Raw genomic sequence first — 17,286 nt, forward strand, 5'->3', positions numbered from 1 at the left:
CCCCCTACCGCCGAGTGGATACCTGATTGCGCTATAGGTGCGAACAGCGCAACTGGGGATCCACTCGGCGGTAGGGGGAGGGGTCAGCCGAGCGGGGAGGCCTGGTCGTGCGGGGTGCTCGCGCGGTCCGGGGTGAGCGGATCGCCGCCGGCGGTGCCGCGCCACAGGGCGATCCCGCGCATGCCGTGGAAGACCACCAGGGTGGCCGCGGTGCCCAGGGCGATGCCCGCGAACTGGATCCCGAACGCATCCCACGTGTAGTCGGCGATGCCGATGATCATGGCCACGGCCGCCGTCGTGAGATTCACCGGGTGGGAGAAGTCCACGCGGTTCTGCACCCAGATGCGCACGCCGAGCATGCCGATCATGCCGTAGAGCACCGTCGCGGCACCGCCCAGCACGCCCGGCGGAACCGTGGCGATCGCGGCGCCGAAGACCGGGAAGAACGACAGCAGCAGGGCCACGATCGCCGCGACCCAGTAGGCGGCCGTCGAGTAGACCTTGGTCGCGGCCATGACGCCGATGTTCTCGGCGTACGTGGTGGTGCCGGAGCCGCCGCCGGAGCCGGCCAGGATGGTCGCGAGGCCGTCGGACATGATCGTGCGCCCCAGCACGGGATCCAGGTCCTGACCGGTCATCAAGGCCACCGACTTCACGTGCCCGATGTTCTCGGCCACGAGCACCAGGATCACCGGCACGAACAGCCCGATCAGCGAGACGTGGAACTCCGGGGCGTGGAACTGCGGCAGCCCCAGCAGGCCCTCGGCCTCCCAGGCGGCGCTGATCGCTGAGAAGTCGACCTCCCCGCGCACCACCGCCGTGAGATACCCGATCACCACGCCCACCAGGATGGACAGCCGGCCCAGGATCCCGCGGAAGAGCACGGACGTGAGGATGATCGCCAGCAGGGTCACCAGCGCCGTGGTGGGCGCGAGCATGAAGTTGTCCTTGGCCGCAGGGGCCAGGTTGAAGCCGATCAGCGCCACGATCGTGCCCGTGACCAGCGGGGGCATCAGCGCTGAGAGCCAGCCGGTGCCGGCCACCTGCACGATCACGCCGATCAGGAACAGGGCGGCGCCCGCCATGACCACGCCGCCCAGCGCGCCGCCGGGGCCGTACTGGCCGATGGCCGCAGAGATCGGGGCGATGAACGCGAACGACGAGCCCAGGTACGACGGGACCAGCCCGCGCGTGATCACCAGGAACAGGATCGTGCCCAGCCCGGAGAAGAACAGGGTGGTCGACGGAGGGAAGCCCGTGATCAGCGGGACCAGGAAGGTCGCCCCGAACATGGCCACCACGTGCTGGGCACCGATGCCGATGGTGCGCGGCCAGGACAGCCGCTGCTGCGGGTGCACGACGGCGCCGGCGGCCACGTTGCGGCCGTCTCCGTGCAGCGACCAGCTCAGCCCGGCGCGGGCCAGGAAGCCGTGCTCGGCAGTGGCATCACCTGCGCGGCGGGCTGTTTCGGGGTCACGAGACGAATCGGAGCTGTAGGACGAGTCGGGGCCGGAGCGGTGCTGGTCCGGCCGGGGAGCGGAGCTGCTCATGGGCGATCTCCTGGAGGAGGGAGGGAAGGCACGGGCCGCGAAGGCGCTCGCGCGATGATCGCGGATCAGAGTAGCCCGCGGCCGGGATCCGCGACGGCCCCGACCGCGACGATGCGGCGGCCGTCGGGAAGTCGTGACGTCGTCGCGGCCTGTCGGGGGAAGGCGGCTCAGCCGAGCAGGTGCACGAGCGCGGTGAGGACGAAGCCCAGGCCGACGGCGATGAAGAAGCAGCTGGCGATCACGTCGAAGCCCGAGCGGAAGCGGTCGATCACCGGGGCGAGTCGCCGCTGCGAGGCCGCCAGCGCCACGAGCCCGAACCACACGACGGTGAGCACGATCAGGGTCCCGACCACGATCGCCGTCTGGAGGCTGACGATCCTGCTGGTGAGGAACGGGGAGAAGATCGCCCCGAAGAACACGAGCGCCTTGGGGTTCGACAGGTTGGTGGCCAGGCCACGCAGATAGGCATCCGCTCCGGCAGGAGCGGCCGTGCGGTCCCGTCCGACAGCCTGCTGCTGCGCGGTCGTGGCGTCCGAGGAGGCGCCGCGTCGGCGCGCGGCCCGCCAGGACCGCAGACCGGTGGCGCCGATGAGGATCAGCATGAGCCCGCCCAGCAGCTCGAGCCAGCTCATCAGCCAGGGCAGAGCCTGCAGCAGCGCGGAGAGCCCGAACAGGGCGCCGAGCAGCCAGACGGTCGCCCCCGTCGTGATGCCGAGCGCCGCCAGCAGACCGGCCCGGCGCGAGCGCGTGATGGACTGCTGGAGCACCAGGACCATGTCCGGACCGGGTGCGGCCACGGCGACCGTCCAGATCAGTGCCAGGCCCGGCAGCTGGGCGAGCTCCATGCGATCAGCCTCTCGAGCGCTCGCGCAGCAGCCACTGCGCCAGGGTGTCCAGCGCGATGCCGATCAGCCCGATGAGGAGGATGACCACGAGCATCTCGTCGTAGGCCAGGCGATCGCGAGCATTGAGGATCTCATAGCCGAGTCCCGAGGACACGCCGAGCATCTCGGCCGGGACGATCACGACCCACGCGATGCCCAGCGCCAGGCGCACGCCCGTCATGGTGAAGGGGCGGATGCTCGGCAGCACCACGGTGCGCAGGATCTCCGGGCGGGTGGCCCCCAGAGTCCGGGCCACTCGCACATGCAGCGGATCCAGCGCGGCCACGCCGGAGGCGGTGTTCAGCGCGACTGGCCAGACCGCCGCGATCGCCAGTCCGCACAGCAGCCGCCACAGGCTCGTGGCAGCGTCCTGCAGCACCACGCAGCACACGTGATCGCGCCATGCATCGCCCAGGAAGCGCTGGATCCCGCCGACGGACTGCGCCGCCGCGGCCGCGTTGAAGGGATCGACCACCGTGTATCCGCCGATCACCCCGTTGTTCAGGGCGGGGAGCATGTCCGAGGGCGCCATGGGCAGCAGCTGCACGGTGCCCTCGTCCGCCGACGGATCTGTCGAGGTGCTGCCGCCCTGCGACGCCGTGTAGGCCGCACCAGCGCGCCCCATCGCACCTGATGGGCTGCGCTGGTGCGGCTTCAGCGCTGTCCAGCCGGCAGGCACGCCGCCCGGGCAGCCGATCCCTCGAGGGGACGCGGTTGGTGACGGATCTACACCCCATCACCGCTGAGGGGGTGCAGATCCGTCACCAACCGGGCATGCGAGGTCCAGGACGCACAAGGGCGCCCCCCTCGAGACCGAGGGGGCGCCCTTGTGCGTCGTCAGTTCCGAAGGATCAGCCGATCACGCCGTCGACCAGCGCCTTGGCCTCGCGCTGCACGAGCTTGAGGTGCTCCTCGTCCACGAAGGACTCGGCGTAGATCTTGTAGACGTCCTCGGTGCCCGACGGGCGCGCGGCGAACCAGGCGCGGTCCGTGGTGACCTTGAGCCCACCGATGGGCGCGCCGTTGCCGGGAGCCTCGGTGAGCTTGGCCGTGATGGGGTCGCCGGCCAGGGTCTCGGCGGTGACCTGCTCGGGCGACAGCTTCTTCAGCGCCGCCTTCTGCTCGCGATCGGCGGGGGCGTCGATGCGCTGGTAGACCGGTGCGCCGTACTGCTCGGTGAGCTCCGCGTAGCGCTGCGACGGGGTCTTGCCGGTCACCGCGATGATCTCCGCGGCCAGCAGCGCCAGGATGATCCCGTCCTTGTCGGTGGTCCACACGGAGCCGTCCTTGCGCAGGAACGACGCACCGGCGGACTCCTCGCCGCCGAAGCCCAGGGAGCCGTCGAGCAGGCCCGGCACGAACCACTTGAAGCCCACGGGGACCTCGACCAGACGGCGGCCCAGGGACTCGGCCACGCGGTCGATGATCGTCGAGGACACCAGCGTCTTGCCGATCCCGGCGTCGGCGCGCCAGCCGTCGCGGTGGGCGAAGAGGTAGTCGATCGCCACGGCCAGGTAGTGGTTGGGGTTCATCAGCCCGGCGTCCGGGGTGACGATGCCGTGACGGTCGGAGTCGGCGTCGTTGCCGGTGGCGATGTCGTACTTGTCGCGCTGCTGGATGAGCGAGGCCATGGCGCTGGGGGAGGAGCAGTCCATGCGGATCTTGCCGTCCCAGTCCAGGGTCATGAACGCCCACTGGGGGTCGACCTCCGGATTGACCACGGTGAGGTCCAGCCCGAAGCGCTCGCCGATCTCCTTCCAGTACGCGACCGAGGCCGAGCCCATGGGGTCCGCGCCGATGCGCACGCCGGCGCGCTTGATGGCCTCGAGGTCGATGATCTCCGGCAGCGCGGAGACGTAGCTGTCCAGGTAGTCGAACGACTGGGTGGTCTCCGCGGCACGCGCCTCCTCGAGCGGAATGCGCTTGACGTCTGCGTTGCCGCCCTCGAGCAGCTCATTGGCGCGATCGGCGATCCAGCCGGTGGCGTCGGTGTCGGCGGGGCCGCCGTGGGTGGGGTTGTACTTGAAGCCGCCGTCGGCCGGCGGGTTGTGCGACGGAGTGATCACGATGCCGTCGGCGAGATCGCGCTCGCGGTCCTTGTTGTAGGTCAGGATCGCGTGCGACAGCGCCGGGGTGGGCGTGTAGCCGTCGCGGGAGTCCAGCAGGACGGTCACGCCGTTGGCGGCCAGCACCTGCAGGGCGGTGTCCTGGGCCACGGCGGAGAGCGCATGCGTGTCCTGGCCCATGAACAGCGGGCCGGTGGTGCCCTCCTGCGCGCGGTACTCCACGATGGCCTGCGTGATGGCGGCGATGTGGGTGTCGTTGAACGAGGACTTCAGGGAGGACCCGCGGTGCCCGGAGGTGCCGAAGGCGACCCGCTGGCCGGGATCCGAGAGATCCGGGGTGCGCGAGGCGTAGGCCTCGAGCAGCTCGGAGAGGTCGACGAGGTCTTCGGGAAGGGCGACGGTGCCCGCGCGATCAGTCATGCCTCTCAGAGTAGTCAGCCCACGTGGGGCCGGTCACGCGATTGACCGAGTTGTGGTCAGTTCGTCCGGTACCGCTCAGAGCTCGTCCAGCTGCGCCCGGGACGGGTACGACGGCTGCGCGCCCTCGCTGCGCGTGGCGATCGCGCCCACGCGCATGGCCAGCTCGACGGCCGCCGGGAGCTCGGTGCCGGCGGCCAGCGCTGCGGCCAGCGTTCCCGTCACGGAGTCGCCTGCGCCCGTGGTGTCGACCGCCTGCACCCGATGACCGGCGACCCGCTGCGCCTGCGTCCGCCCGTCGCGGGTGCGCAGCAGGACCGCGCCGTCCGGGCCCAGGGTCACGACGGCATCCGCCACTCCGGTGGTCTCGGCCAGGCGCTGCCCGGCGCGCTGCCACTGCGAGTCGTCGTCGGGGATCTCGGTGCCGCTGAGCTGCGTCATCTCGTGGGCGTTGACCACGAGCAGGTCGGTGCGCTCTAGCAGCTCGGGCTCGGGCTGGCGGAAGGGGGAGGGGTTGAGCACGACCGTCACGCCGGCGTCGTGCGCTGCGCGGGCGGCGGCGATCACGGTCCCGGCCGGGATCTCGAAGGTCAGCGCGAGCGTGCGCACACCGTCGAAGAGCTCCGGGGTGATGCGCTCCGGGGCGACCTCTCCGTTGGCGCCGGGGGAGATGACGATCGTGTTCTCGCCGTCCTCGGAGACGGTGATGACGGCGGTGCCGGTGGCGGTGTCTGACAGGGATGCGACGTGGGCGGTGTCCACGCCGTGGCCCTCGAGCGACTCCAGGAGCATCTGGCCGTGGGGGTCATCGCCCACCGCGCCGACCATCCGCACACGGGCGCCGAGCCGAGCCGCCGCGACGGCCTGGTTGGCCGACTTGCCGCCGGGAGCCGTGCTCAGCGGGCCGCCCTGGACGGTCTCGCCCGGCTCGGGATGGCACTGGGTGCGCACCACCAGATCGGCGTTCAGCGAGCCGATGATGACGACGTCGCCGTCGGTAGCAGGGTAGCGGTCGGTCATCGTGCGGCTCCTGGCTGGTGGCTGTCGTCGGTGTCCTGCGTTCCGTCGTCGGAGGTCTCGACCATCTCAGGGATGCGCCGATGGGCTTCCGGCACGGCGCCGTCGCGGACCTGCAGCCGAGCCGTGGCCTCCAGGACGAGCTCCCAGAAGCCGTCGACGTCCAGGCCCGTGGCGGCGGCGGTGAGCAGGTCCGGGTCCTCCGGGCCGCGCCGGTCGACGACGGTCATGCCGGTGGTCAGCTCGCCCGAGCACTCGATGTCGATCGGCGCGCGGCGCAGCGTCAGCAGCTCGGGGCGGATCACGGCGGCGACGGCCACGGGGTCGTGGCAGGGCGGATCCGAGAAGTCCTGGTTGTCCTGATAGGCCGCCCGGTAGCTGGAGATGAGGTCCACGGCGATCTGTCCTGCGTCGGTGCCGAGATCCGCGAACGATCGTTCGACGTCCTGCGTGGCCACGGCCTGGTGCGTGACGTCCAGGCCCACCATGGTCACCGGCCAGCCTGCGGCGAAGACGATGCGCGCGGCCTCCGGATCCACGGCGATGTTGAACTCGGCCACGGGCGTGATGTTGCCGTCGGCGATCGCCCCGCCCATGAGCACGACCTCGCGGACGCGCTCGACGACCTCCGGGGCCTTCTGCGCCGCCAGCGCCAGATTCGTCAGCGGGCCCAGGGCGATCAGCGTCAGCGTGCCCGGCTCGGCCGCCCGGAGCTCGCGGATGATGAGGTCCACCGCGTGCTCGTCCGACAGCTGCGCCTGCGGCTCGGCCAGTACGAGCTGTCCCAGGCCGGTGTCGCCGTGCACGTGGCCGGCGGTCTGCGGCTGGCGCTCGAGCGGATCCGCGGCCCCGGCTGCCACCGGCGCGCCCAGGCCGATGGCCTCCGTCAGCGCCAGTGCGTTGCGGGTGACCTTCTCGAGGGTCTGGTTGCCGCCCACCACGGTCACCGCGGTCACGTCCAGCTCCGAGCTGCCGTGGGCGAGCATGAGGGCCAGGGCGTCATCCACGCCCGGATCGCAGTCGATGATCACGCGTCGTCGAGTCATGCCCTCAGTATCCAACTCGGCACCGACGCCCGCATCTGCTCTCGTCGTCCGGCCCCTGGCCCCTCGCCCCGATGCACATCCGCCCACCCGCGAGCGGCCGATTCCTCACCGTCTCGACGCGCAATCGGTGCAGAATCTCCCGCTCGATGAGGGAAGGGTGCGGAATCGACCGGTCGCGGGGAGATGAGTGAGGTATGAGGGCCTCGGGGAGCGCGTCGCTGCGGGGCCGCTCGAGGAGCGGGTGCCCGTGGCAAGTGCCCGCCGCGACGACGGCAGCCGTCAGCGGCGGGATTCGGGGCTGCGGCTCGGGTCGCTGGGGATCACGCGGTTCACGATGGCAGTCACGATCAGCGCGATCACGATGACGGCGGCGATGCGCAGGAACGAGTTCTGCACTCCGCCGAGCAGGAGGTTGGCCACCACCAGGGTGATGACGATGGTGACCAGGGTCGACAGGATTCTCATGCCATCACTGTCTCATGATCGCCCTCGGCCGCACAGGGCTGCCCACACGCGGTCGGATGCCGACGCTGCGGCCGGATCAGCGCGCGAGCGCCTCGCGGATGGGGGTGTCCCCACGGCCGTACTCGATGAACTTCCCGACGGTCTCCGTCATGTCCAGGGCGTCGACGATCGTCTGGGCGACGTCGCTGCGGGAGATGTTCCGCTCCCCGTTCGGTCCGGCGGACTCGCGGTCGCCGCCGAACTCCTCGAGGGGGCCGAGTCCGATCGTGCCGGTCGGCTCGTCGTCGGTGAGGAAGCCGGGGCCCAGGATGGTCCAGTCCAGGTCGGAGCGGCGCAGGGTCTCATCCGCCTCCGCCTTGGCCTGAACGTAGGGGTAGAACCCGTGGTCCTCGCTCAGGCCGTGCTCGAGCGTGGAGCCCTGGTAGGAGACCATCACGTAGCGCTTGACGCCTGCGCGCTGCGCGGCGTCGATCGAGCGCTGGGCGGCATCGCGGTCCACGGCGAACGTGGTCTCCGGGCCAGCCCCGCCTGCTCCGGCGGCCCACACGACGGCGTCGTGGCCGGCGATCGCGGCATCGAGCTGCTCGGTGCTCGCCTCCTGCAGGTCGAGGACGAGCGGCGTGGCGCCGATGGCTTCGATCCCCGTCTTCTGGTCGGCGGAGCGGATCACCGAGGTGACCTGGTGCCCTGCCTCGACCAGCTTGCGCCCGGCGATCATGGCGACGGCTCCGTGGCCGCCCAGGATGACGATCTTCGACATGGCTCCTCCTCAAGGATGCGTGTGTCCAGGACAACGGAGTCCTTCAGCGCACTCCACGGGGCCAGCCGATGCAGGCGACGGGGTCGGCTCAGCTCAGCAGGCGCCGCCGATCATGCCGAGGCCGCAGAAGGCATGGACCACGCAGAGCAGGAGCACGAGCGCGGCCGAAGCGCGGCAGGCTCAGAGTACGCCCCTGTGATGCACATCACTCCGCATGACGGCGTGGGTCAGTCGACCTTGATCTCGCCCATCTCGCCCCAGCCGTCGGCGCTGATCTGCTCGGAGATGATCTGCGGGGTGGCGGTGAGGTACTGCGGGAACTCCTGCTGCATCTTCTTGAAGTGATCGGAGTTCACGTGGGCCTCGGCGGCGTCGTCGTCGAAGCCCTCGACCAGGACGAACTCGTTGGTGTCCGCCACCGAGCGCGACCAGTCGAAGAACCGGTTGCCGGGCTCGGCGCGGGTGGCCTCGGTGAACTCGCGGGAGATCTCCGGCCAATGGGCCGAGTGCTCGGGCTTCACGGGGAACTTCACGACGATGAAGATCATGGGGGTCTCCTTCTGCGGTGGGACGGGTTCGGGGATCACGCTATCGCACGGAAGCGCTCCTGGGGCGGGGCGGCCAGGCACTCGCGGAGGGCTGGGTCGAGCCCGGAGGTGATCCGGTCGGCGAGCACGAGCAGTCCGATCTCCGCACCGGGCCGGCCGATGAGCTGGATCCCCATGGGCACCTGAGCGTTGGTGACCTCCGAGCGCACGATCGTCGTGGGGACGACGACGGCGGGCAGTCCGATCACATTGATCAGCGAGGTCCAGGGGGTGTAGCGGCACTGGCGCTCGTAGTCCTGATCGGCGGAGGCGGGATCGGTGGGCTGGAAGCCCTCCCACCACCAGCCGTGGGGCCTGGGCGTCTGGGCCAGCGCCGGCGTCATCACGACATCCCAGCGGTCCCAGTCCTGCAGCGCGCGGCGCTCCATGTCCCGCAGCGTGCGGATGGCTCTCACCAGATCAGATGCCGTGCGCTGGCCCGCGCGGCGGCGGTACTCCTGCGCCAGCCCGGTGAGCAGCGGCTCCTGCTCGGGACTCAGCGGCGCAGCGCCCACGGAGGCGGTCCACAGCTGGAAGAAGGCCTCCGGGTAGGCGGGGTCGTGGCGGATGTCGGCGTCCTGGACGTCGTGGCCCGCTGCGCGCAGGACGTCGACGCCCGCCTGCAGAGCCTCGGCGGCCTGCGGGGACACCGGCGTGGGGTGCGCGGCCTCGAAGGCCGAGGAGATGCTCACGCCGATCGACAGCGACCGGCTGCCCCACGGCGGCTCGCCCTGCTGCGCAAGCCGCACGGCCTGCTCCGCCGGCCCCGGCCTGGCAGGAAGGTCCGACGGCGGCCCCCACGGATCCCGCGCAGCCGCAGCCCCCGGCGAGCAGACGGGTCGGAAGCTGCGATTGTCCCCGACGGCTCCGGGTGCGGGCTGGGTGAGGCCGTCGAAGACCAGTGCGGCATCCAGGGCCGTGCGTGCGATCGGCCCGTTGACGGCGAGCATCCCGTGATCGCGCAGACCGTCTCCGGTGGGCACCGTGCCGCGGCCGGGCTTGAGCCCGATCAGCCCGCAGGCGGCCGCGGGGATGCGGATGGAGCCGCCGCCGTCGGAGCCCACGGCAGCGGGGATGATCCCGGCGGCCACCGCGGCGGCCTGCCCGCCGGAGGAGCCCCCGGGGTCGGCCTGCAGGTCCCACGGATTGCGGGTCACCGGTCCCAGCAGGTTCTGGCTGTAGCAGTTGAGCCCGAACTCGGGCACCTGGGTCTTGCCCAGCAGCTGCGCGCCCAGGGCGCGATGCAGCTGCGCGGTCTCGTCGTCGGCCTCCGCGACCGGCGCGCAGTCCCGCCCCTCCGCGGCCACGGCGCGGGAGCCCGAGGTCGTGGGCTGGCCCTGGACGTCGTGCAGGTCCTTGAGCGGCATGGGCATCCCGTGCCAGCGTCCGCGCTGCGCGGCAGGCAGGGCGTCCAGCGCGGTGGCGCGCTCGTCCGCCGCCTCCCCAGACTCCAGGTGCACGAAGGCGCCCAGCGCAGGGCCGTGCTGGTCCGACTCCGCGGCGCGCGCCCGACGCAGTGCGGCAGCGGCCACGTCCCGGGCAGAGGCGCGACCGCACTGCAGGGCATCCTGCAGGGCGGTCGCGTCGGTGAGCGGGAGGCTCAGCTCCACGGGTTCTCCATGCCCATGTACTGGACCTCCGTGTACTCCTCGATGCCCTCGGCTCCGCCCTCGCGGCCCATGCCGGACTGCTTGATGCCGCCGAACGGGGTGGCGGCATTGGAGATCACGCCGACGTTGAGCCCCAGCAGGCCGAAGTCCAGTCGATCACCGATGCGATGGGCGCGCTTGAGGTCCTCGGTGAAGACGTAGGAGGCCAGGCCGTACTCGGTCGAGTTGGCCAGGGCCACGGCGTCGTCCTCATCCGTGAAGGTGAGGATCGGGGCGACGGGGCCGAAGATCTCCTCGCAGGCCGCACGGGCGTCGCGGGGGACGTTCGCCAGGACGGTGGGAGCGTAGAAGTAGCCCTTCTCGCCGATGCGCTCACCGCCGGTCAGCACCGTGGCGCCGCGCTCGACGGCATCGTCCACGAACGAGGAGATGGACTCGAGCGCCTTCTTCTCGATCAGCGGACCGACCTCCGAGCCGTCCTCGGTGCCGTCGCCGACCTTCTGGGCGCCGATGGCCTCGGCCAGGCGTCGGCCGAACTCCTCGGCCACGGACTCGTGGACCAGCATGCGGTTGGCGGAGGTGCAGGCCTCTCCCATGTTGCGCATCTTGGCGGCCAGGGCACCTGCCACGGCCTTGTCCAGGTCAGCGTCCTCGAAGACCAGGAAGGGCCCGTTGCCGCCGAGCTCCATGGAGGTGCGCAGCACGTTGTCCGCGGCGGCCTTGAGCAGGTTCTTGCCCACGCCGGTGGAGCCGGTGAACGAGACCTTGCGCAGGCGCTCGTCCTGCATCAGCGGCTCGGAGATGGAGGAGGCCGAGGCCGAGGGCACGACGCTGAGCACGCCGGCGGGCAGACCAGCATCCAGCATGATCTGCGCGAAGTACAGCGAGGTCAGCGGGGTCAGGCGCGCGGGCTTGAGCACCATGGTGCAGCCGGCGGCGACCGCGGGGGAGATCTTGCGCGTGGCCATGGCCAGCGGGAAATTCCAGGGCGTGATCAGCAGCGCCGGGCCCACGGGCTTGTGGCGCACGACCATCCGCAGGTTCCCCTCCGGGGTGTCGGCGTAGCGGCCGTAGTGGCGCACGGCCTCCTCCGAGAACCACCGCAGGAACTCACCGCCGTAGGTGACCTCTCCCAGGGCCTCCGCGAAGGGCTTGCCCATCTCCAGGGTCATCAGCAGCGCCAGGTCCTCCCGGCGCTCCTGGACCAGGTCGAAGGCGCGGCGCAAGATCTCCGAGCGCTCGCGGGCCGGGGTGCGGGCCCAGTCCTCCTGTGCGGCCGAGGCCGCGTCCAGCCCGGCCAGCGCGTCCTTCTCGGTGCCCGAGGCGATGGAGGCCAGGACCTCGCCGGTGGCGGGGTTCTCGACGTCGAAGGTCTCGCCACCGGAGGCATCGCGCCAGGTGCCCTCGATCAGGATCCCCTTGGGGGTGCGCTCGAGCAGATCGCGGATGATCTCCTGGCGCTGGTCGGGCGAGGCATCGGTGAAGGAGGACTGCGAAGCGGTCATGGAGTACAGCCTTTCGACAAAGTGAGCGCGCCGGTTCGCGGGCAGTATCCCTGGGCCGTCAGCCGGTGGGCGCGGATTCAGCTGATCGCTGTGTTCTGCCTCTCAGCCTAGGGGGTCTCGCTGACAGCACAAGGCTTCCCGGAGGAGGTCTCAGCCCTTGATCTCGGAAGGATCCAGGGGCTCGGCGGCGGGGCCGTCGTCGTCGGAGTCCACGGCCTTGGGGCCCAATGAGGCGTCCTGCCAGCTCAGCGCCGTCCAGGTGCTGCCATCGCCCTCGATCACGACCACTCCGGTGTTGCCCAGTCCCTCCCGCGCAACGAACGCGGGGCTGAGGTTCCGGCATCGCGAGGCGCTCCAGGCGCGGATCATGGCGCCGTGCGAGAACAGGGCGGCCGTCTGCACACCGGAGTCCAGGACCTCCTGCACGACCTCGTCGAAGCGGCGCAGGACGTCGTGACCGTCCTCCCCGGAGCCGGGAACTGCCTCGTGCATCCGGCCCTGCCCCCAGCCGAACACCGTGCTCAGGTAGGTGTGCACGGAGGCGTCGTCGCCGGCCATCTCCAGGTCCCCGGCTCCGATCTCGCGCAGGCCCGGGCGGATGGCGGGCTCGAGGCCCAGCGCGTCGGCCAGCGGCCGAGCCGTGAGCTGGGTGCGCACGAGGCTCGAGGCGTAGAGGGCTTCGATCCCAGCGCCGGCCAGGGCCTCCGGCAGCGCCTCCGCCTGCTGCCGGCCGAGCTCGGTCAGGCCCGGGCCGGGCTCGCCCGTGTCCAGCAGGCGCTGCACGTTGGACGGGGTCTGCCCGTGGCGGATCAGGTAGAGCCTCATGGCGGGCGGGGTCCTCTCGTCGGTGGTCGTCTCCACTCTACGGAGCGGGCCCGGCCGCGGGCTCAGCCGTCGCGGCGGCGCTGCAGGGCCGCCTTGAGCTCCTCCTCGGCCTCCGGGCCCGGGCGGATGCCGCGCGGCAGGCGCAGCATCAGCACGACGCCGGCGAGGAGCCAGACGCCGAGCATGAGATACGACTGCCAGGCCAGCGTCACGGAGATCGGGGTGAGCCCGGGGATGTAGACCAGCAGCAGGGCCGCGCACAGCACGGCGGCCACGCCCCCGATCACCACGCCGCCGCGCCTCTTGCCGCCGATGCGCAGCGGGCGGTCCATCTGCGGCTGCGTGCGCCGCAGGATCACGAACGTGACCGCCACGAGACCGTAGGTCAGCACGATCAGGGGCGAGCTGGCATCGACCGCCCAGTTGAGCATGGGGGCCCCGAAGAACGGCGCGATCGCCGAGAGCACCCCGATGAACAGCAGCGCGTTGACAGGAGTGCGGTGCCTGGGGTGCATCTTCCCGAACCAGCGGGGCAGCATCCCGGAGTTCGCCATGGCCCACAGCAGCCGCGAGGCGCCCATGAGGAACGCGATCCAGGAGGTGATGATCCCGGCCAGCCCCCCGGCGATCACGACCTTGCCCCACAGGGCGCTGCCGGTCAGGGCGGCGAAGGCATCGGCGGTGACCAGCTTCAGCCCCGTGAGCTCGGAGGCCGGCAGCGCCATGGACGTGCTGACGATGATCGCGACGTAGAACGCGACCGCCATGAAGACCGAGACCACCACGAGCCGGCCGATCTTCCGCGGCGGGATGTCGATCTCCTCGGCGGACTGGGGGATGACGTCGAAGCCCACGAACAGGAACGGCACCGCGCCCAGCACGGCCACGAACCCGACGGCCCCGCCGGTGAAGTGCGGCTGCAGGTTGGCCGGGTCGCCGCCGAGCGCGCTGCCGCCCAGCAGCAGGACCGCCATGAGGATCAGGAAGCACACGACCCAGGTCTGGACCAGCCCGGCCAGCTTCACCCCGCGGATGTTGATCCACATGATCACGAGCGCTGCGATGGATCCGGTCAGCGCCCAGGTCAGGTGGACGTCGAAGCCCGTGATGCTCCACAGGCGGATCTGCTCGAGCCCGGGGAAGATGTAGGACGCGGTGGTGGGGGTCGAGACGGCCTCGAAGAGCACGACGGAGATATAGCCCCCGGCGATGGCCCAGGAGCCGATCATCGAGGCTCGGGGGCCCAGGCCGCGCAGGAGGTAGTTGTGCTCGCCCCCGGCCTGCGGCATGGCGGCGACGAGCTCGGAGTAGACCAGCCCCACGAGCGCCATCAGGATGCCGCCGCAGATCATGGCCAGCAGCGCGCCCACCGTGCCGGCGCTGTCGATCCAGCCGCCCGTCAGGGTGATCCAGCCGAAACCGATCATGGCGCCGAAGCCGATGAACAGCGCATCCAGGGAGCCCAGCGCCTTGACGAAGGCCCCCTCCTGCTCCGGGGCGTCGTCTCGGTCCTTCGTCATCGACGTCCTCCTGGACTCGGGTGATCGTGAACTGGAGCACATCCTATGTTCAGCCGACTGCGAATCCTGCCTCGGCTCCATGGACCGAGCCCCAGGCCGCTCCCTAGGTTGAACCCATGACTGATTACGCCGTAGTGAATCCGGCCGACAACCAGAAGGTGCGCGAGTTCGAGGCGCACACCGACGATCAGATCCGCCAGATGCTCGACCGCGCCCATGCGGCGCAGCAGGCCTGGCGAGAGACCCCCATGCGCGAGCGTGCGGAGACCATGGCCGCGCTGGCCTCGCTCTACCGCAGCCGCAGCCGGGACCTGGCCTCGACCCAGGCCCGCGAGATGGGCAAGCCGCTGAGCCAGGGCATGGCGGAGATGGAGCTCGTGGCGAGCATCTACGACTACTACGCCGAGAATGCGGAGTCGTTCACGAAGCCCGAGGAGTACCAGGCCAGCACCGGCGGCACCGCCAGCGTGGAGCTGCAGCCCACGGGCACGATCCTGGGCATCATGCCGTGGAACTACCCGCACTACCAGGTGGCCCGCCTGGCGGCGCCGAACCTGATGCTGGGCAACACGATCCTGCTCAAGCACGCGGCCATGGTCCCCGAGTCCGCCCAGGTCCAGGAGGACCTCATGCGGGAGGCCGGGTTCCCGGAGGGCGTCTACCAGAACGTCTTCGCCTCGAATGAGCAGATCTCCGAGATCGTCATCCCGTCGCCGGTCATCCACGGCGTCTCCGTGACCGGCTCCGAGCGGGCGGGCAAGTCGGTGGCCGCGACCGCGGGCGCGAATCTCAAGAAGGTCGTGCTCGAGCTGGGCGGCTCCGATGCCTTCATCGTCCTGGACGACAAGGACATCGACCGCGTGGCCAAGGAGGCCGTGTTCGCCCGCGTGAGCAACAACGGCCAGGCCTGCACGAACTCCAAGCGCTTCATCGTGGTGGAGGAGGCCTACGACGCCTTCGTGGAGGCCTTCGCCCGCCGGGTGTCGGAGATCGAGCTCGGCGATCCGCAGGACGAGGGCTTCTTCCTGGGCCCGCTGGTCACCACCTCGCAGCGCGACGAGCTCGCCGAGCAGCTGAAGGACGCCGTGGACAAGGGCGCCAAGGTCGAGGCCGGCGGCACCGTCCCGGACCGCGACGGCGCCTGGATCGAGGCCACCGTCCTCACCGGCGTCACCCCGGACATGCGCGCTTACTCCGAGGAGCTCTTCGGCCCGATCGGCGTGGTCTACAAGGTCCCGGACGCCAACGCCGCGATCGAGCTGGCCAACGACTCCTCGTTCGGGCTGGGCGGCATCGTCTTCGGATCCGACGTCGAGCAGGCCACCGAGGTCGCCCGGCAGATCGAGTCCGGCATGGTCTACGTCAACGGCCAGGCCGAGACCGCCCCGGACCTGCCCTTCGGCGGCGTGAAGCGCTCCGGCGTGGGCCGCGAGCTCGGCCCCTGGGGCATGCGCGAGTTCGCCAACACCAGGCTGGTGCACACGCCGAAGGCCTGATCCTCTCGGCCCTCACTGCGGCCCCCGCCCGGCTCGTGCCGGGCGGGGGCCGCTGTGTCGTCGGGGACCCCGATTAGGGTGAGGGGACGACGCCGGGGCCGTGCGCGGCTCCCGCAGCCACCGCGCCGCAGGGGATAGGCCCCGGGCGCCGAGATGAACTGGAGGATCGCCATGGACAACGTGGACAACCTGCCCAGCGCCGATGTCACCGATGTCCCCGAGGACGCCAAGGTCCTCGACGTCCGCGAGGACTTCGAGTGGGAGGCCGGGCACATCGAGGGTGCGCAGCACATCCCGCTGGGCGAGCTCTCGGCCCGCTACGGCGAGGTTCCCATGGATGAGGACGTCTATGTGATCTGCCGCTCCGGCGGCCGGTCCCTGAAGGCCACGGCCTTCCTGGCACAGAGCGGCTTCGATCCGATCAACGTGCTCGGCGGCATGGGCGCATGGGCGGATGCCGAGAAGCCCATGGTCTCGGAGACCGACGACACCCCCTCGGTGAAGTGACGCCCCGGAGACCATGAGCATCGCGTTCCTGGGTCCCGCCGGGACCTTCACCGAATCGGCGCTGCGGCAGATCGAGCCGGATCCCGCTCATCACCTCCCGGTCGCCTCGGTCCCCGCGGCCCTGGCGGCGGTGCGCGACGGGCGGGCCGCCTCGGCGGTCGTGCCGATCGAGAACTCCGTCGAGGGCGGCGTGACCGCCACGCTGGATGCGCTCGCCGAGGGCACCGAGCTGCGGATCTGCGCGGAGATGCTCGTGCCGATCCGCTTCGCGCTCGTGGCGCTGAGGCCCATGGAGCTGGCCCAGGTCCGGGCCGTGGCCACGCACTCGCATGCGTGGGCCCAGGTCAGAGGCTGGGTGCAAGAGAACATGCCGGAGGTGGAATACATTCCGGCATCGTCCACCGCGGCCGGCGCCCTGGGGCTGCTGGCCTCGGGGGAGTCCGCGGGCTATGACGCCGCGATCTGCTCCCCGGCGATCCTCGCGGCCCATCCCGAGCTGACCGTGCTGGCCGATGACATCGGGGACAACCGGGCCGCCGTCACCCGCTTCGTGCAGGTGGCCGAGCCGGGCGAGCAGCTGCCGGAGCGCACGGGCTCGGATCGCACCACGCTCGTCATCCCTCTGTGGAGCGACCGCGCCGGCGCCCTGCTGGAGATCCTGGAGCAGTTCTCCACCCGCGGGGTGAACCTCTCGCGCATCGAGTCCCGGCCCACCGGCGCCTCGCTGGGGGACTACTTCTTCTCGGTCGATCTGGACGGTCACATCCTGGACGAGCGGGTCTCGGAGGCCGTGGTGGGCCTGCGGCGGATCTGTCCGACCACCCGGTTCCTGGGCTCGTACCCCAGGGCGGAGCAGGGCGTGACGGAGGTCGAGGGCCGGCACACGGACGGAGCCTTCCGCCAGGCGAGGGACTGGGTCCAGCAGCTGCGCGAAGGGCGCTGAGCCGACTCCCTTCCACCGGCCGGCAGGCGGATACGCTGAGCCCTTCGGTGCTCGATGACGAGCGCCCCGACATACGCAAGGAGCCGAG

Annotated in this window: 16 protein-coding genes; 3 read left to right on the plus strand and 13 right to left on the minus strand. The window is 70.9% G+C overall.

What is annotated here, in order from left to right:
* Nucleotides 1–83: 83 nt before the first annotated feature.
* From FFS25_RS09330 to FFS25_RS09390, 13 genes are all read right to left on the minus strand, one after another.
* Nucleotides 84–1,424 (minus strand): uracil-xanthine permease family protein, encoded by a 1,341-nt coding sequence (locus FFS25_RS09330; protein WP_040560410.1) that lies wholly within the window; start codon nucleotides 1,422–1,424, stop codon nucleotides 84–86.
* A gap of 293 nt (nucleotides 1,425–1,717) precedes the next feature.
* The gene (locus tag FFS25_RS09335; protein ID WP_137802715.1) at nucleotides 1,718–2,395 is read right to left on the minus strand and encodes a LysE family translocator; all 678 of its coding nucleotides are present in this window, start codon (nucleotides 2,393–2,395) and stop codon (nucleotides 1,718–1,720) included.
* 4 nt (nucleotides 2,396–2,399) lie between these two features.
* Nucleotides 2,400–3,059: an ABC transporter permease subunit gene (locus tag FFS25_RS09340; RefSeq protein WP_249933849.1), complete on the minus strand. Its 660-nt coding sequence runs from the start codon at nucleotides 3,057–3,059 to the stop codon at nucleotides 2,400–2,402.
* A 226-nt stretch (nucleotides 3,060–3,285) separates the two neighbouring features.
* The gene (gene pgm, locus FFS25_RS09345) at nucleotides 3,286–4,920 is read right to left on the minus strand and encodes a phosphoglucomutase (alpha-D-glucose-1,6-bisphosphate-dependent) (protein ID WP_137802716.1); all 1,635 of its coding nucleotides are present in this window, start codon (nucleotides 4,918–4,920) and stop codon (nucleotides 3,286–3,288) included.
* A gap of 75 nt (nucleotides 4,921–4,995) precedes the next feature.
* The gene (locus FFS25_RS09350; RefSeq protein WP_137802717.1) at nucleotides 4,996–5,937 is read right to left on the minus strand and encodes a ribokinase; all 942 of its coding nucleotides are present in this window, start codon (nucleotides 5,935–5,937) and stop codon (nucleotides 4,996–4,998) included.
* Entirely contained in the window at nucleotides 5,934–6,980 is a 1,047-nt protein-coding gene (locus tag FFS25_RS09355) for a nucleoside hydrolase (protein WP_137802718.1), read from the minus strand. The genes FFS25_RS09350 and FFS25_RS09355 overlap by 4 nt, the downstream gene beginning before the upstream one ends.
* A 279-nt stretch (nucleotides 6,981–7,259) precedes the next feature.
* Nucleotides 7,260–7,445: a hypothetical protein gene (locus FFS25_RS09360; RefSeq protein WP_137802719.1), complete on the minus strand. Its 186-nt coding sequence runs from the start codon at nucleotides 7,443–7,445 to the stop codon at nucleotides 7,260–7,262.
* Nucleotides 7,446–7,521: 76 nt separating this feature from the next.
* Complete coding sequence (locus FFS25_RS09365; RefSeq protein ID WP_058872109.1) at nucleotides 7,522–8,205, minus strand: SDR family oxidoreductase; 684 nt, start codon at nucleotides 8,203–8,205, stop codon at nucleotides 7,522–7,524.
* A gap of 227 nt (nucleotides 8,206–8,432) precedes the next feature.
* Nucleotides 8,433–8,753, minus strand: coding sequence for a putative quinol monooxygenase (locus tag FFS25_RS09370; RefSeq protein ID WP_137802720.1), 321 nt, complete (start codon nucleotides 8,751–8,753; stop codon nucleotides 8,433–8,435).
* A 35-nt stretch (nucleotides 8,754–8,788) separates the two neighbouring features.
* On the minus strand, nucleotides 8,789–10,402 hold the full coding sequence (locus FFS25_RS09375) for an amidase (protein WP_137802721.1): 1,614 nt from the start codon (nucleotides 10,400–10,402) through the stop codon (nucleotides 8,789–8,791).
* The gene (locus FFS25_RS09380; RefSeq protein ID WP_171004158.1) at nucleotides 10,393–11,907 is read right to left on the minus strand and encodes an NAD-dependent succinate-semialdehyde dehydrogenase; all 1,515 of its coding nucleotides are present in this window, start codon (nucleotides 11,905–11,907) and stop codon (nucleotides 10,393–10,395) included. The genes FFS25_RS09375 and FFS25_RS09380 overlap by 10 nt, the downstream gene beginning before the upstream one ends.
* Before the next feature lie 150 nt (nucleotides 11,908–12,057).
* Nucleotides 12,058–12,732, minus strand: coding sequence for a histidine phosphatase family protein (locus FFS25_RS09385; RefSeq protein WP_137802722.1), 675 nt, complete (start codon nucleotides 12,730–12,732; stop codon nucleotides 12,058–12,060).
* 62 nt (nucleotides 12,733–12,794) lie between these two features.
* Entirely contained in the window at nucleotides 12,795–14,252 is a 1,458-nt protein-coding gene (locus FFS25_RS09390) for an APC family permease (RefSeq protein WP_137802723.1), read from the minus strand.
* A 116-nt stretch (nucleotides 14,253–14,368) separates the two neighbouring features.
* Here FFS25_RS09390 and FFS25_RS09395 point away from each other — a divergent pair, with 116 nt between their 5' ends.
* The 3 genes from FFS25_RS09395 (at nucleotide 14,369) to pheA (ending at nucleotide 17,198) form a co-directional block, all read left to right on the plus strand.
* Nucleotides 14,369–15,748, plus strand: coding sequence for an NAD-dependent succinate-semialdehyde dehydrogenase (locus tag FFS25_RS09395; RefSeq protein WP_137802724.1), 1,380 nt, complete (start codon nucleotides 14,369–14,371; stop codon nucleotides 15,746–15,748).
* A 171-nt stretch (nucleotides 15,749–15,919) separates the two neighbouring features.
* The gene (locus FFS25_RS09400) at nucleotides 15,920–16,255 is read left to right on the plus strand and encodes a rhodanese-like domain-containing protein (protein WP_137802725.1); all 336 of its coding nucleotides are present in this window, start codon (nucleotides 15,920–15,922) and stop codon (nucleotides 16,253–16,255) included.
* A 13-nt stretch (nucleotides 16,256–16,268) separates the two neighbouring features.
* Complete coding sequence (gene pheA, locus FFS25_RS09405; protein WP_006213625.1) at nucleotides 16,269–17,198, plus strand: prephenate dehydratase; 930 nt, start codon at nucleotides 16,269–16,271, stop codon at nucleotides 17,196–17,198.
* Nucleotides 17,199–17,286: the final 88 nt, after the last annotated feature.

The sequence above is a fragment of the Kocuria sp. 2SI genome (assembly GCF_005502825.1).
Taxonomy (GTDB): domain Bacteria; phylum Actinomycetota; class Actinomycetes; order Actinomycetales; family Micrococcaceae; genus Kocuria; species Kocuria palustris.